Below are 15869 nucleotides of genomic sequence, written 5' to 3'. Positions count from 1 at the left end.
TCGTTTTCCGTCGGAATTATACCATGAGGCACAAAAACTGTTTATAATAGCGGGGTTATTGATTGAGAGTACTGTTTATGAAAACAACCGGGAAACTGTCTTCCAGAGAGAAAAGAGAATTGCGTCAGCAGCAGGAAACAAAGAGAAAACGGAATCGGATGATTGCGGCCTCTATGCCGGCACTGTTCTTTTATTATGATGAGCTGGTTCTCAAGGCTTCCACGGTAAACCGGAACTGGAACATCGATCTGCTGTATATCTTTTTATTTTCAATTGGATACGGAGCGATTGTTTGGTTTCTCAGTTCGCTGAGCAGAAATGAGAAAGCAAATCGCAGAATCCGCACGATTGCCATAGTTCTTGTGACTGTGCTGTTCTGTATCTTCTATTTTGTGTACCTGCAGTTCAAGGTGTTCTATGACCTGAATACGGTGTTTGCCGGAGCCGGGGATGCGGTAGGGGAATTTCAGAGCCTGATTTTCTCACTGATCTTTTCGGCAAGAGGAGTCACGAGGCTTCTCTTGTTCTGGGTGCCGGTCGTGCTGTATCTGAAATTCCGAAAGCGGTTTGATGACGGCCTTCAGTCTTCTTCCCTCGAAAAGTTCCTGAACGGGGCGACTGCGGTCATTGCCATTGTTCTGAATCTCCTATTGATCTCAATGAATCCGCTGTACTGGAATGCCTATTCTGATGAATATAACTTCCAGAATGCAGTGACGGATTTCGGACTGCTCAGTGCATTCCGCATCGATCTGGTGCGCAATGCGGATTCGGAAGCTTCACTGAGCTTTGAGACCGTCGCACCGGAGGTGACTCCGGAAGCTTCTGCAGAAGCCTCAGAAGAACCGATTGCTTATGGGTACAGCGAGATGGATATCGACTTTGAAGCTCTCGAGCAGACTGGCACCAGCGCTCAGCAGGAGCTGGATCGGTATGTCAGCTCTCTGACGCCGACAAAGCAGAATGAATATACTGGTCTGTTCAGGGGAAAGAATCTGATCTTCATCAGTGCAGAAGCGTTCTCAGGAGATATCATCGATCCAGACCTCACGCCGACGCTGTATCGCCTGGCCAGCAAGGGTATTCAGTTCACGGACTACTATCAGCCGGCAAGTGCGGGAACAACAGGCGGAGAGTGCGAGAATCTGTTCGGGCTCATGCCGACCAAGGGCGGTTCTTCCGTGAAGATCACAGCGGATTACAACAATTACTTCACGATGGGAAACCAGCTGAATCGTCTGAACTACAATGGCTGGGCATTCCATAACAATGACTACACGTTCTACAGCCGGAATCTGACTCATAACAATCTTGGCTATTCCAATGGCTTCATGGGCTTTGGAAATGGCATGGAGAACTATGTCACTTCGCAATGGCCGCAATCAGATCTGGAAATGATGGAAGGTACGGTGGACTTCTATCTCAGCCATCAGCCGTTCAATGTCTATTACATGTCCGTATCCGGACATAATCCGTATTCGGTATCCGGCAATGCGATGTCGGCGAAGCACTGGGATGAGGTCAGCGGCCTGGATCAGTACAATGATGAAGTCAAGGCATATATTGCCAGCCAGCTCGAACTGGAAGACGCGCTGACGTATCTGGTGAATCGGCTGGAACAGGCGGGTATTGCCGATGATACGGTCATCGTGCTGAGCGCGGATCATTTTCCATATGGGCTGGATTATGACGAGAGTCTGGAAAACAGCACGAACCTGGATAATCTCTATGGCTATACGGTCACGAATTATCTGGAACGGGATCATAACCGCCTGATCCTCTGGAGCGGATGCCTGGAAGACATGGACCCGATTGTCGTGGATACGCCGGTTTCTTCGATTGATATTCTGCCGACGCTCAGCAATCTGTTCGGTACGGAATGGGATTCCAGACTTCTGCCAGGCAGAGATGTGTTCTCGGATGCTGAACCCCTGGTATTCAATATGAACTATAACTGGAAGACAGATCAGGGCTATTATCTGTCCGCATCAGGCACGTTCTATCCGAATGAAGGGGTGACAGTCAGCGATGATTATGTGGACCGCATCCGGACTCTGGTGCGCAATAAGATCAATTACTGCAATGGAGTGCTGAGCACGGATTACTATGCACATGTCTTCGGCAGCGAGGAACCGGCAGGGCCTTCCCCCATTCCGACGCCTGCCCTGGAACCGGAGTCATCTGCGGATGCGCTGCCGGAAGAGAGTTCTTCTGCAGAATTGGACCAGGAATCGTGAGAAATCTGATCTGCTGATTTTTAAATTTAGTGTTGCATTGCCGCTTTGAGTGAGGTATTATATCTAAGCGTTCGGAAGAACACATGGTTCCTTAGCTCAGTTGGTAGAGCAACTGACTCTTAATCAGTGGGTCGAGGGTTCGAGTCCCTCAGGAACCACTTCGATAACCGCAGGTTCTGCGGTTTTTTTCTGCTTTAGCAGAAAGCCGGAACAAGCTGCGGAATAATCATGCATGAATGACATGAAAGCGCTTTGATCATCAGCTTTTATTACACTCTGACATATTTTTTCAAAAGGGCTTGATTTTCGAAAATGATGTGCTATTATCATACCTGCCTTGAGTCAGAAAGACTTGCGGCAGAGAATTGCGAGCATCACTGAAGAATCTGTTCAGTGATTGATATACAGCAGTTCCTCGGGAGATGCTCCTGAGTATATATACAAAGATGACCTCAGCAGATGCTGAGTTTTTTTGTGTGGTGAGGGAGAATTACTGCTATGATGCACAAAGAGGAGGCTAGTGCATATGACAAAGGAGTTCAGTTCAAAACAGGCAGTGATCATGCCGGAGGGTGTATTCATTATCGGAACGTATGATGAGAACGGAGTTCCGAATGCGATGAATGCCGCATGGGGACAGCAGTCTGATTACGGTGAGATTACCTTTTTCCTGGCTCATCATAAGACCACGGAGAACATCAGGAAGACCGGGGCGTTCACGGTTGCGTTTGCGACTGCAGACACGGTTGCGATTTCTGATTACTTTGGAGTGGAAACAGGTGCTAAGGTCAATAAGATTGAAGCTGCGGGAGTTCGTGTGCATAAGGCGCCGCATGTGAATGCTCCGGTGATTGAAGAATATCCGGTTACCCTGGAATGTACGTGCAAGTCCTGGGATGAGGAGACCGGAATTCTGGTCGGTGAGATCGTAGATATGCTCGCTGAGGAATCCGTGCTTACGGATGGAAAAGTGGATACAGACAAGCTGAAGCCGATTGTGTTTGATATGGGTACCAATTCCTATCGGGTCATCGGGCCGGTGGTCGGCAAGGCATTCCATGATGGACTTGCCTTGAAAAAGTAAGTTTCTGATCAGCGTATTTCCTGAATCCTCGTAAAGCATACGAGGATTTTTTATTCTTTATTACCAGAAACAGAAGAATATGACACAAGAGCAATTGGCTGATGTCCTGTTTGTGGATGGAAAGATGATGAAGCACAGGAAGAGGATCTTGAGATAGAACTTGGCGCGAATTTTATGAGTCTCAACGAATACCGAATAAAGTACAAAAATGGCTTGAGACTTGACTGGCTTATTGAGTCTATTGATAATCAGCTGTAGAAAACTTCAATTCTGTGCAGTAGCAAGCGCAATTGCCAATAATATAAGCATAGTCAGATAAACCTGCCTGAATGTTAAGATGCTTTTCATTCAGCCAGTTTTTTTGAACAAATAATAATAATTTTCAATAAATATATAAGAAAATCTTATGATATGAATTTGACAATGTCGCATAAACTCGCTTATAAAAACCAGAAATGACATAAACTATAAGAAAAATTTATAAGTTGATCAAATGATCTTATTTGATGCTGTAAGGGCTTACATCTATGATTGGAACGTAGTTTTCAAGAAATGGAGGCAGAGAGCATGAAAGAAGATACAAAAAAATTATTTGATAATACGCCTGTGTCCAGAGCGGTTATCAAACTGGCTCTGCCGTTGGTAATCAGTCAGATTATACTGGTTATTTATAATATGGCGGATACATTCTTCATCGGGCTTACCGGTCAGGTGACAAGCATTACTGCCGTAACCATCTGCATGCCTCCCTTTATGTTTCTTTCTGCCATTGCCAATTTATTCGGCGTCGGCGGTTCCACAACAATTTCAAGAGCCCTGGGTAGAAAGAGAACGGGCAGAGCAGAAAATGCATCTGCATTTGCCTTTTACGGCTGCCTCTTGGTTACGGCACTGTACTGCACAGGCGTATGGCTGCTGCGTGACTCCTTTCTGAATGTACTTGGTGGGCGAAATGAAGTTGTCCACACACAGGCTGTGAAATACATGGTGGTGACAGTATGCTTCGGCGGATTATTTACTTCCATGAGCTCCATGCTGGCAAATCTCGTCCGGGCAGAAGGCAGATCGGCTGAATCCGGTGCCGGCATTGTATTAGGCGGTGTATTGAATATTCTGCTTGATCCGTTATTCATGTTTGTCATTCTTCCAAAAGGAAATGAAGTTCTCGGTGCCGGTATCGCTACTGCTCTTTCCAATGTTATTTCGTTTCTGTATTTTGTCATATTGATTCATGTTCTGCAGAAGAAAGGCTCTTGCATTCAGTTTCATTTAAACAGCACTGCTTTTGAGGACGGAACATTCCGGGAGATATTCATGACCGGCATGCCGGCATTTACGATGACTTTGATGGAAAATATCTCCTATGCCGTTCTGGATGCCCTGATTGCTTCAGCCGGGACGGATGTACAGGCCGGCATCGGTGTGGCAAAGAAAGTCAACATGCTTGCTCATTCCATTGCTCGCGGTATATCGCAGGGCGTTCTTCCGCTAATCGCCTATGCCTATGGCAGCCGTGATTTCAAAAGAATGAAGTCGGTCATCAGATTCTCTTCAACCCTGGCAGTTGTATTTGCTTTGGCCGCAATGACAATCAATCTTATCTTTGCCAGGGAGCTGACCGGTATCTTTCTGCCGGAAGGACCTTCTCTGATCTATGCCGAAAAATTTCTGCGCATTCTGACGATAGGCTGTCCTTTTTCTGCCTTTGCATATTCCATTATTTCTTTCTTTCAGGCTGTTAACAATGGAAGAAAATCCTTTATACTTGCATTATTAAGAAAAGGAATTGTTGATATTCCGCTGATGTTTATTCTGAACTTAACCAGATCTGCAGATGCTGTTGTCTGGGCTACGCCGATCACGGATATTCTGAGCTGCGCTGTAGCTGTCATTTTGTTTGAACAGTCACTGCTTTATCTTGAACAAAAGTTTGAAACAAAAGCTTCATATAAAGCACCAGCGAACAGTTTTTAATATGAACAATAAGGTGAGAATGAATGATTGATGCAAAGATATACACCGTTTTGAAAGTAGTGGAAACAGGAAATTATTCACGTGCTGCAAATGAGCTCGGCCTTTCACAGCCGGCCGTCAGCCAGCATATTCATGCGATTGAGTCTGAACTTAACATTCATCTTTTTGAACGGACCGGCATGCACCTGAAGCTGACCAGGCAGGGTGAAAAAGTAGTCAAGTATGCCCGCTCCATGGTTGCACTTGATATCAAGCTGCGTAAGGAACTGCAGGATGAGGCAAATGGAATCACGAGCCTGAATATCGGCATTACTCATACGGTTGAGGCAAACCGCATTACAGAAGTCTTTGCCAAGTACATTATGGAAAACTCAGGTGTGACGATGAGATTAATCACAGATACCCAGGCTCATCTGCTGCAGAAAATCAAGAATTATGAAGCTGATTTTGCTATTATTGACAGTGCTTTTCATGATCCTTCTCTTATCAGTATGCCCTTGGATACGGACAGTCTTGTTCTGATTGTGCCGCCGAGTTATGAGCTTGCTCAGAAATCCATGGTGACAATAAACGATGTGCGCTCTCAGAAACTCATCCTGCGCCTGCCTAACAGCGGCACCAGAGATCTTTTTATGGCTGCATTGGAAGGGCAGAACATGTCCATTGAAGAGTTTAATGTCATTCTGGAAATAGATAATGTGGCCACCATCAAAGACCTTGTCAGACATGGGTATGGGGCATCCGTTTTAGCCAGAAGTGCATGCCAGAGTGAAATCAGGAAGAAGAAGCTTGTGGCACTTCCAATTGAAAATCTCAGTATGAATCGTGAAATAGATATTGTTTATCCAAATGGTTTTGAACATATGGATATTCTAAAAAAAATTTCTGCAATTTATCATGAACAATGAAAAGGCTTTATTTACAGCAATTATGAACTTGTTATTTGAACAGTGTCAAAAATACCAGTTGCATTTCCATAATGAAAGCGCTTAAATAGCTCTGGTAGGATTAGACATTGAGTTATATCTGTCATAAATATAAAGAAACTTTTTTGACCGTTTCTGTTCCTGCTGTGGTATGAATCCGGAAACTTCATATGCTCCGGTTGTTCTGGCATTCGTTTCTTCTTACCATGTCTCTGATGGAACCAGGACTGAAGGAACTCAGAACATTTCTGAAGAAGATGATTGCGTTCTGCATGCTTGCCGGAAGCTTATGGGCTTGCAGAAAATCAGACCTGTCTGAATCGGAAACCGTGCTAAAACCAGGGGAACCATTGACATTAGGAGATGCTGCAGAGCTTCTTCTGAACTGGACAGGATTATCAGAAGAAGTGCTTGGAGTATCGGAAGAAGATCGGCTGGCGCTTGCCCATAGTCTCGGAATGCTTGGAAATGAAGATCCGAACCTGATCTGCAGCAGAGAAAGGCTGAGCAAGATGAAGGAGATTGCAGAGCAGGTGAAGGCGGCGATGTCTTCAGAGTCTCTGCAGCCGCTGTTTCTGAATGGAATGGCTCAGCCGATCTTTCCATATTCAGATGGCACAGCCGGAAAGAAAGCTCATGCAGTGATCCGGTTCTGTGTCTATGTAGAAACGGATTATGACACGGACAAAGACGGAAAGCGGGATCTCATCAAAGCAGTGGTGCAGCTTCCGGAAGCTGCGGCAAGAGGAGATTATCAGGCTGCTGTGATTTATGAGGCAAGGCCATACAGCAGCGGCTGCACGCCTTTCTATGAGATTGATGAGATTTCAGGGGATTCCTATGATCTGAAGAAGCTCTATGCAGAACCCGCTCCAAGAGTGCCTGTCGGAGAGATCAGCACTCTCGAAGCGGCCAGGAACGCAGATGTTTCTGACTGGTATTATTACAATCCATATGAAGATCGATATATGTATGAAGATCTGGACTGGTATGACTATTTTCTCGTCAGAGGGTATGCGGTGGTCCTGTGCGCAGGGCTGGGGACGTATCAGTCGGAAGGGTTTCAGACCTGCGGTTCAGAACTGGAGATTGCAGCATTCCGTTCGGTCATTGAATGGCTGATTGAAGATCGGAAAGCATATGCTGACCTGGATTCTGATCTTGAGATCAAGGCAGACTGGTGCAATGGTTCAGTCGGTATGACGGGAATGTCCTATGCCGGAGCGACGCAGTTCGGGGTGGCAGGAACAGGCGTCAGTGGACTGAAGACGATTGTGCCGGTGTCGGGGATTGCCAGCTGGTACGAGTACGTAAACAGCCAGGGAGCACCGATCGTCGGGAACCCGGGCAATCAGCTCAGCAGTCTGGCACTGTATTGTGCAGGAAGATATCTGGACTCGGAAGACTGGAAGACCATTGAGAAGAACTATGGAGATTATCTCCATCAGCTTCAGCGGGATCAGAGGGCTCATGGCAGTGATTACAGTGCGTTCTGGAAAGAACGAGACTATACCGTGCATGCGGAGAATCTGAATTGTTCTGCCCTGATCGTGCAAGGGCTCAATGATGACAATGTGAAACCGAAACAGGCAGATCTGATGGCAAGAGCGTTTGTGAAGGCAGGGATGCCGGTGAAGCTTCTGCTGCATCAGGATGCCCATGTAGCCCCGGTTTCTCATACCGGAGGCTGGACGATGCTGGTGAATGGGGAGCCTTATGAAGACCTTCTGAATCGCTGGTTCTCTCATTTTCTTTATGGAATTGAAAACAGGATTGAAGAGATGCCCGCTATGCTTGTTCAGAATGGCCATGATCCGGAACAATGGGATGCGTATGATACCTTTCAGGCGGCACAGGTGCTTTCCATGCATGCAGAACAAAGGGCAGACCGGATCATTTCTTCCGGTCCTTCTCTCTCGGAGGATCATGCTGCCTGGCGGGGGAGGATGAAGCAGGGGATCACGATCCGTGGCAGTGCATCCGTTGCTTTTGATGCGGCGGTCATGGAAGGAACTGCTGAGGATGCTCTCATTGTGAAGGCAGCACTGATTGATACGGCAGACGAACCATTTCCGATTCTGAGAAAAGAAGCAGGATCAGCAGAAATAGCAAAGGAAAGGATCGGTGAAGATGCCTGCTGGCAAGGGGCACAGTTACCCCGTCTGGATCTCATCAGGCTGCAGACTGCAGAGACAGACTGGAATGTCATCACAGAAGGATGGATCGATCTCTGCAATCCGGAGTCTGGTTATGAGAGTGCTTCTTCAGAACGATCTATCCTGCCCGTGACCGGCGAGGTTCATACGTATCAGATCTGTCTGCAGCCAGAGGTCTATCACGTCCCGGCGGGCCATGAACTGGTCCTCGTATTGTCTGCCCCCGGTCATCAGAGCGGTCTGAAGAAAGAACCGTATTCCTTTGCGATCCGGAAAGAATCTGTTTCCATCAAGATTCCATGTGAAGAAGAACCTGATGTTTCTATGAGACTCATCGAATAGCAGAAAGACCAGAACTGTTCTGCAGTGCTAGAATGTTCCCTGGAAAGAAGGGCTGTCATGTCAGAGAAAGTCTATCGGATATTCGTGATCAATCCAGGGTCTACCTCGACGAAGCTGTCATTGTTCGAGAATGAGAAGAAAGTGTTTGAGGACAATGTGTTCCATGATTCAACGGTTCTGAGATCCCTGGGTGATATCAATAACCAGCTGAATTACCGCATGGAGGTCATTGAGGAGTTCCTGAAGGAACATCATATCGATCTGAGGGGTCTTGATGCGGTAGTAGGCAGAGGCGGACCGTGCTATCCGCTGGAGAGCGGGACGTATGAGATTAATCAGCAGATGGTGGAAGATACCCGCAATCATGTGGCAGGACTGTATCACGCATCCATGCTTGGGGTTCAGATGGCCGAAGTGATTCATGAGAAGTACGGGGCCAGAATGTTCACGGTGGATCCTACGGTTGTGGATGAATACTGTGATCTGGCAAGAATCACCGGCGTGAAAGGAGTCTATCGCCGTCCTGCTTCGCATGTGCTGAACACGAAGGAAGCAGGCAGAAGATATGCAGCATCCATCGGGAAGAAGTATGAAGATCTGAATCTGATCATCTGCCATATCGATGGCGGCATCACGATCTCGGCACATGCGCATGGCAAGATGATTGACGGCAATAACGGAGGCGGCGGCGAAGGACCGTTCACGCCGACGCGAATGGGCTCCATGGCAATCACGACCCTGCTGGCCGATATGAAAGACGTGACCCGGGATCAGCTGAAGGTATTATGCAGTGCAGGCGGAGGCTTCTCGAGCTGGTTTAATACGTCAGATTCCGATAAGATCCATGCCAGAGTAGATGCGAAGGATCCGGAAGCTTCCAGAGTCTGGGATGCGATGATCTATCAGATCTGCAAGTGGATCGGAGCGATGGCAACGGTACTCAAGGGCAAGGTCGATGGCATTGTTCTGACTGGCGGACTGATGCGGTTTGATGACATCACAGAAGGCATCCGGAAGTCCTGTGAGTGGATTGCACCGATTGCAGTGTATCCGGGAGAATTCGAGCAGGAAGCACTGGCGTATAATGCGCTTAAGGTGTTAAGAGGCGAGATGGAGCCGAAGCACTATACCGGAAAGCCGGTATGGACAGGCTTCCATGATGAGGAAGCGAAGTAATTCTTTATGGAAAAGAGAAAGTGGGAGAGTGTGCAGGAATATCTGGATGCGGCGGATGAGAAAGAGAAGCCATATCTGGAGAAGATGAGAGCACTGATCCGAGAAGAGCTCCCGGATGCAGAGGAATGCATTTCCTATAACATGCCTGCATATCGGAGAAAGAAGGTTCTTGTCTACTTTGCGGCAGGAAAGAATCATCTCGGATTCTATCCCACGCCAGGCCCGATTGAACAATTTGCAGAAGAGCTGAAGGAGTACCATACCTCGAAGGGAGCAGTACAGTTTCCATATGCGAAGCCTCTTCCGGAAGAACTGATCCGGAAGATGATCCGGTACCGGGCGGAAGAAGAGAAATAAGAAAAGCAGCTCCGGATTTGTTCCGGAACTGCTTCAGGCTTAGGCAAAGAGCATTGTCCGGATGGGCAGTGCTTTTTCAGTGCTTCATCTTTGATACTGCGTAGAAGTAGGTGATGCCCATGTAAAGGCAGTATGCCAGGACGCCGAATTCGCAGATGATTGCAAATAACGGCTGATTGGATACAAAGCCATTTGCGACGAGCAGGATGCCGAAGATGATATACAGGAAGCCGAGCAGGATGCAGCGGCCGCTGTCATTGGATTCAATGACGCCCTGCAGGAATGTCTTCTTCTTTTCGGGGCGGAACTTCGTGCGCTTGGTCAGGGTCGGCAGCCATCTGCGGTAGCGGACTTCAAGCAGGGCGGCAAGGATCACGCCGGCAATCAGCGGAAGCTTCCAGTCATTGAGGAAACTTGTCAGCAGCATAAATACGGCGATCGAGATGGCGATGCGGTTCTGGTAGAGCCGGTAGCTTTCTGCGTCGCTTTCCTTGATGACGTAGCCGATCTTCGTCTTCTTGTCATAAAGGACTGCCTGTCCCTTGTCATCAATATAGATGTTTCTGCCGGATACGATACGGCGGTTGTCTGTCTTCTTCTGAGTCATTGCAAACTCTCCCTGGGAATGATTATAGCAGAGTTCAGAACTGTGCAATTCCCTTTGCGTAGGTTTCTGCTACGGTGTAATCGTCATTCAGGACGACTGCATCTGCGTCATAGCCGACCTGGAGCTTGCCGAGATGATCATTGAGGCCAAGCAGGGTTGCCGGGTTGATCGTGCAGGAATTGATCGCAGTCTCGAACGGTACCTGAGCAACTTCAACGAGATTGCGCAGACCGACGTTCATCTGCATCGTGCTGCCGGCAATGCCGCCGGTTTCAGTGAGACGTGCAGTCCCGGTTTCATCGATCACGACTTCATGGCCGCCGAACATGAACTTGTCGCCTGGCTTTCCACCCTTGCAGAGCAGGGCATCGCTGATCATGATGCCATGGTCCTTGCCCTTGCAGGTGAAGAAGATGTTCAGGGCTTCCGGAGTGCTGTGATGCGTGTCGCAGATGACTTCGCTGTACAGATCATGATAGCGGAATGCGGTTCCGACCAGACCGTTTGCACGGTGCAGGAACGGAGACTGGCCGTTGAATGTATGCGTGATGGACTTGGCACCGTTGGCAATTGCCAGCGAAGCCTGTTCCAAGGTAGCGCCGGAGTGGCCCATGGAAGGAACAACGCCATGTTCTGCACAATAGCGGGTCAGGGCGAAGTCCGGGTCATGTTCCGGTGCCATCGTGATGATCCTGATCAGGCCGTCAGCAGCGTCCTGATATTCCTTGAATTCTTCGACGGAAGGCGGAACAATTGCCTCCGGGGGCTGAGCTCCTTTGTACTTCATATCGAGATAGGGTCCTTCGAAGTGGATACCGAGAATATCAGCACCGTCTTTCCCGGCGATGTGATTCTTCTTGACCGCAGCGACGTTGCGGACTGCCTTTTCCAGGACCGGATGCTTTTCGGTGACGGTCGTAGCGAGGAATCCGGTCACGCCTTCACGGACAATTCCTTTTGCCCAGTTCTGAAGTCCTTCCGGGGTTGCATAGTTGGTGTCCCAGCCATGATATCCATGACAGTGGATGTCCAGGAATCCCGGAACGATTCTGAGATTGCCGTAATCCTTGTCGGCAGGCTTTTCACCATATCCGTATACTCTGACGATCTTTCCGTTTTCAAATTCGAGTTCTGCCGGAATGAAGTTCCCGGCATACCATACACGTTTGCTCTGAATCAACATTTCATATGCCTCCTTTTTTTCTTATTTTTCTTGGTGATTCATGATTTCTGCTATCACTGTAGCATGAGTTTTTCCGTTTGTCTTTGATGCTGCTTGCACTTTTCGGTATACCTTTAGCATCTTTCAATTGAAATGTTCCCACAGCAAAATGGCATTGCTATAATGCGAGTGCAAGTAATCAGGAGGAGAGATCATGAAGATTTTCAATTATTCACCCGAAGAGCTGAAGGAAATGAAAGCAGTATTCACTGCAACTGAGATTCATCAGCAGCCGGACACCTGGGAGAAGACCATTGCCCAGATCGGTTCCATGAAAGACGAGATCCGGACATTCCTGTCCAAGGTCCTCGATCAGCCGGATTATGACATCATTCTGACCGGTGCAGGAACCAGTGAATTCGTCGGAAATGCACTGTATTCTTATCTGAATCGTTCGCTGAACTATAAAGTGAAGAGCTATGCAAGCACGGATCTGACTCCGACTCCGGAGAACTTCGTCAGTGCGCATAAGCCGACGCTGCTCATCAGTTTTGGCCGTTCTGGTGATTCTCCGGAATCCATCGGGGCCATTCAGTCCGTGGAAGCAGTGAATGATCAGGTTTATCATCTGTTCATCACCTGCAACAAGGATGGGGCGCTTTCCAGACGTGCTGCAGAAGAGGGAGATCGCTGCCTGGCCATCGATCTGACTCCGGAAACTCTGGATCAGAGCTTTGCGATGACTTCCAGCTTCTCGAATATGTATCTTGCCTGCCTGCTGTGCTTCAGCCTTGATCATTTCGATGAGACGGTCGCACAGGTGCGTGAGGTGATTTCCTCGGCTCGCACGCTGCTGGATGAGAATTACGGACAGATGCTGAAGGTTGATGAAGACTTTGCGTACAGCCGCATTGTATATCTCGGCACGAACTGCCTCAAGGGAATTGCCCAGGAGTCTGCTCTGAAGATGCTGGAACTCAATTCCGGCAAGATCGTCACGATGTACGATACACCGATGGGATTCCGTCATGGCCCGAAGTCCATCGTCAACGATGAGACCCTCACAGTTGTCTATCTGTCTGATAGCGCATATCAGAGACAGTATGAGACGGATCTGATCCGCGAGATGGCTGGCCAGCGTAAAGGCAACAAAATCATGGTGGTGTGCAATACGCCTTGCAAGGAGGTAGAAGAGCTCGCAGATTACTATTACTGCTTCAATACTTCTGCAAAGGATAATGTCTTCCTCGGACTGGACTATGTCGTCTGTGCTCAGCTGATTGCGCTGTTCCGTTCGCTGCAGAACAAGAACACTCCGGATAACCCATGCCCGACTGGCGAAGTGAACCGTGTCGTCAAGGGTGTTACACTGTATCCGTACACAAAATAAAGGAGAATAAAGAAATGATTGGAGTAATTGTCACAGGCCATGGCAACTTCGCAACCGGTCTGACCTCCTCGGTCAAGCTGATTGCCGGTTCTCCGGAAAATTATGTTCCGGTAGACTTCACCCAGGATAAGTCCACGGATGATCTTGAGCGCGAACTGCGTGAGGCAATTGATCTTCTGAAAGCTTCCTGCAGCGGCATCCTGATTTTCACGGACCTGGTCGGCGGCTCTCCTTTCAAGGTCAGCGCAGAACTCTCCGTTGAACTGAAGGATTCTGTTCCGATTGCAGTGCTTTCCGGAACAAACCTCGGCATGCTGGTGGAAGGCAATATGTCCCGCAGCTTCATGGAAGATCTGAATGACCTCGCAGACAGCCTGGTCGAAACCGGCAAGACACAGGTCATTCACTATGAGTTTGCCGCTCCGGCTCATGAAGAACCGGAAGACGGAGACGGAATCTGAACCATCAGAAAAGGCATCCTGCTTCAGAAATGATATTCTGCGGCGGATGCCTTTTCCTTTGCGTGCATGATACCTGCATGCAGGATTATTTACTCTTCTGATCCCGGATAGATCTTGCGGGCGTATTCGGATGGGGTGATGCCGTAATAGCTCGTGAATCTTCTGGAGAAGTAATGAATTGAGGTGAAGCCGAGCATCGAGGCAATCTCAGAGATTGTATGATCACCCTTGCGGATCATAGCTCTGGAATGACTGAGCTTGGCGTTGTTGATGTACTGCTTCGGCGGAATCTGCAGGTTGTTCTTGAACAGATTCTGAAGCGTGCTGCGGGAAATTGAGAACTTGGCGCAGATCTGCTCGATGGGAAGCGGTTCATAGAGATGGTGATTGATGTAGTCGATGATTTCTTCCATCAGGTTGTCTTCAAAGTGCTGGTTGATCGGAGAGATTGGTTTCGGCTGATATTCTTCCTGATTGGAGACCAGCATTTCGATGAGAATATACTGGAGTGAGATGATCATCGCATCATTGTGATATTCGCCGGTATCATCGGTTGCTTTGACGAACGTGTTCAGATCGTTGACCATTTCCCGGTTGCAGGTGAAGACGCGATTGAGCACTTTGTCACGGTTGATCCCGTCGGCCTGGAAGATGACCGTCATATAGGAACATGCTTCCGAGGAAGTAACCTGCTGATTGTGGAACTGCCCTGGCCCGTACATCATGACCTGGCCGCTGCTGATTTCATAATCGACTCCGTTGACGTGGGTCAGAAGCGAGCCATGATCTACATAAGTGAGCTCGAAGTAATTATGCACTTCGCCAGGGAACACGTATCCCGGCCGCTTGACGACGTAATAGTAGGCAATAATCTCATTGATCCGCAGAGTCGGAGTGATGTGATTGTACAGAATGGGTTTATCCAGTTTCAGAACCTGGCGTTCTGCATTCTCCGAAATGTAGAGGTTATAGATGGTGTAGCTGCTCATCGGGGCGAGGGCAAACCAGTTTCCTTTATTGATCCGGATGTCCCGGTGCAGGGCAAAGTTTTCAATTTCTTCGATTTCCGGGTTCCGGGTGATCCGGAGCATTGCCATGCCTTCCATTGGTTCTACATAGACAGGCTCATTATAGGAATAGAGACGGTAGATCGTATCATCACTTAAGGTATATTCCTTCTTGATGAACCCTTGCTGTCCGCGAAAAGCGCTGGATACAGCGCCGAATTTGAGGAATGTGGCACTTGTTGTTTTTGCGAGCATGATAGAATACCGAAAAGTGAACCTTTCTGACTGAAATATAACACAAAATTCCCACAAAATAAAAGAATCGAAAATAAAAATATTTTTTGTACCGAAAATTGCAAACTCGACAATAAAAAAGATAAAGATTCAGGTTTGCCTTTGGAATACTATATGGTCATGGAAAGCGCTTACCCCCGAAGTTGACAGGGTGCAGGCAGTCCAGAATATCACGTGATAATCAAAGAAAGGAGATAGCAAGAATGCCCGACATTGTACTTACAAGAATTGATAACCGTCTCATCCACGGTCAGGTGGCAACTCAGTGGGCCGGATCGGTGGGAGCGATCTGCTTCTTGTGGCAAACGATGCGGTTGCCGGCAATTCCTTGCGGCAGGGCTTGATGGATATGGCTGCTCCGTCTTATGCACAGACTCGCTACTGGACTCTGGATAAGACCATCAGCACAATTCATAAGGCTTCGCCGAAGCAGCACATTTTCCTGATCTGCGAGACCCCGGAAGACGTACTGAAACTTGTCGAAGGTGGTGTTCCGATCAAGAAAGTCAACATCGGAAACATGCACATGGCAGAGGGAAAACGCCAGGTGGCAACATCCGTTGCGGTCAACGATGAAGATGTAGCAGCATTCCGCAAGCTTCGCGATCTCGGTGTTGAACTTGAGATCCGCAGAGTTCCGCAGGAAAAAGCTGAAGACGTCGAAAAGCTTTTCCAGTAACACTCTCACAGCAGTTC

The 15869-nt window shown here is 48.2% G+C and carries 12 protein-coding genes, 1 tRNA gene and 2 pseudogenes; 12 read left to right on the top strand and 3 right to left on the bottom strand.

The features are described from left to right. Positions 1-77 precede the first annotated feature (77 nt). The 9 genes and pseudogenes from C7E00_RS12095 (at position 78) to C7E00_RS12055 (ending at position 10252) form a co-directional block, all read left to right on the top strand. Entirely contained in the window at positions 78-2237 is a 2160-nt protein-coding gene (locus C7E00_RS12095; protein ID WP_105304505.1) for an LTA synthase family protein, read from the top strand. An 85-nt stretch (positions 2238-2322) separates the two neighbouring features. Further along, positions 2323-2395 (top strand) — tRNA-Lys (locus tag C7E00_RS12090). A gap of 368 nt (positions 2396-2763) precedes the next feature. Then, complete coding sequence (locus tag C7E00_RS12080; protein ID WP_105304503.1) at positions 2764-3321, top strand: flavin reductase family protein; 558 nt, start codon at positions 2764-2766, stop codon at positions 3319-3321. A 114-nt stretch (positions 3322-3435) separates the two neighbouring features. After that, positions 3436-3579 (top strand): annotated as a pseudogene (locus C7E00_RS16790) (hypothetical protein); the annotation flags it as partial. A 273-nt stretch (positions 3580-3852) separates the two neighbouring features. Continuing rightward, positions 3853-5295, top strand: coding sequence for an MATE family efflux transporter (locus C7E00_RS12075; protein ID WP_135358222.1), 1443 nt, complete (start codon positions 3853-3855; stop codon positions 5293-5295). Between the two features lie 23 nt (positions 5296-5318). Continuing rightward, positions 5319-6203 carry a LysR family transcriptional regulator gene (locus C7E00_RS12070; RefSeq protein ID WP_105304501.1) on the top strand — a complete coding sequence of 295 codons (885 nt, stop codon included), beginning with the start codon at positions 5319-5321 and terminating at the stop codon, positions 6201-6203. Between the two features lie 188 nt (positions 6204-6391). Next, positions 6392-8719, top strand: coding sequence for a CocE/NonD family hydrolase (locus C7E00_RS12065; protein WP_105304500.1), 2328 nt, complete (start codon positions 6392-6394; stop codon positions 8717-8719). A 57-nt stretch (positions 8720-8776) separates the two neighbouring features. Then, positions 8777-9895, top strand: coding sequence for a butyrate kinase (buk, locus tag C7E00_RS12060; RefSeq protein ID WP_105304499.1), 1119 nt, complete (start codon positions 8777-8779; stop codon positions 9893-9895). A gap of 6 nt (positions 9896-9901) precedes the next feature. After that, positions 9902-10252, top strand: a complete 351-nt coding sequence (locus tag C7E00_RS12055) for an iron chaperone (RefSeq protein ID WP_105304498.1) — start codon at positions 9902-9904, stop codon at positions 10250-10252. Positions 10253-10328: 76 nt separating this feature from the next. Here C7E00_RS12055 and C7E00_RS12050 read toward each other — a convergent pair whose 3' ends face one another. Together C7E00_RS12050 and nagA are read right to left on the bottom strand one after the other, a co-directional pair. Then, positions 10329-10859, bottom strand: coding sequence for a hypothetical protein (locus C7E00_RS12050; RefSeq protein WP_135358221.1), 531 nt, complete (start codon positions 10857-10859; stop codon positions 10329-10331). A 34-nt stretch (positions 10860-10893) separates the two neighbouring features. Further along, positions 10894-12042, bottom strand: a complete 1149-nt coding sequence (gene nagA, locus C7E00_RS12045) for an N-acetylglucosamine-6-phosphate deacetylase (protein ID WP_105304496.1) — start codon at positions 12040-12042, stop codon at positions 10894-10896. A 193-nt stretch (positions 12043-12235) separates the two neighbouring features. Here nagA and C7E00_RS12040 point away from each other — a divergent pair, with 193 nt between their 5' ends. Further along, positions 12236-13411 (top strand): SIS domain-containing protein, encoded by a 1176-nt coding sequence (locus tag C7E00_RS12040; RefSeq protein ID WP_105304495.1) that lies wholly within the window; start codon positions 12236-12238, stop codon positions 13409-13411. Positions 13412-13425: 14 nt separating this feature from the next. Then, positions 13426-13872: a PTS sugar transporter subunit IIA gene (locus tag C7E00_RS12035; protein WP_105304494.1), complete on the top strand. Its 447-nt coding sequence runs from the start codon at positions 13426-13428 to the stop codon at positions 13870-13872. An 89-nt stretch (positions 13873-13961) separates the two neighbouring features. Here C7E00_RS12035 and C7E00_RS12030 read toward each other — a convergent pair whose 3' ends face one another. Next, positions 13962-15134, bottom strand: coding sequence for an AraC family transcriptional regulator (locus C7E00_RS12030; protein ID WP_105304493.1), 1173 nt, complete (start codon positions 15132-15134; stop codon positions 13962-13964). Positions 15135-15376: 242 nt separating this feature from the next. Between C7E00_RS12030 and agaV the strand changes: the two are divergent. Beyond that, positions 15377-15852: pseudogene (agaV, locus tag C7E00_RS12025) on the top strand (PTS N-acetylgalactosamine transporter subunit IIB). Positions 15853-15869 lie beyond the last annotated feature (17 nt).

Origin of the sequence: Anaerolactibacter massiliensis (genome assembly GCF_900290205.1) — a bacterium.
Classification (GTDB): domain Bacteria; phylum Bacillota_I; class Bacilli_A; order Erysipelotrichales; family Erysipelotrichaceae; genus Bulleidia; species Bulleidia intestinalis.
Note: the sequence above shows the minus strand (reverse complement) of the source record. Positions and strands in the feature narration are given on the sequence as shown.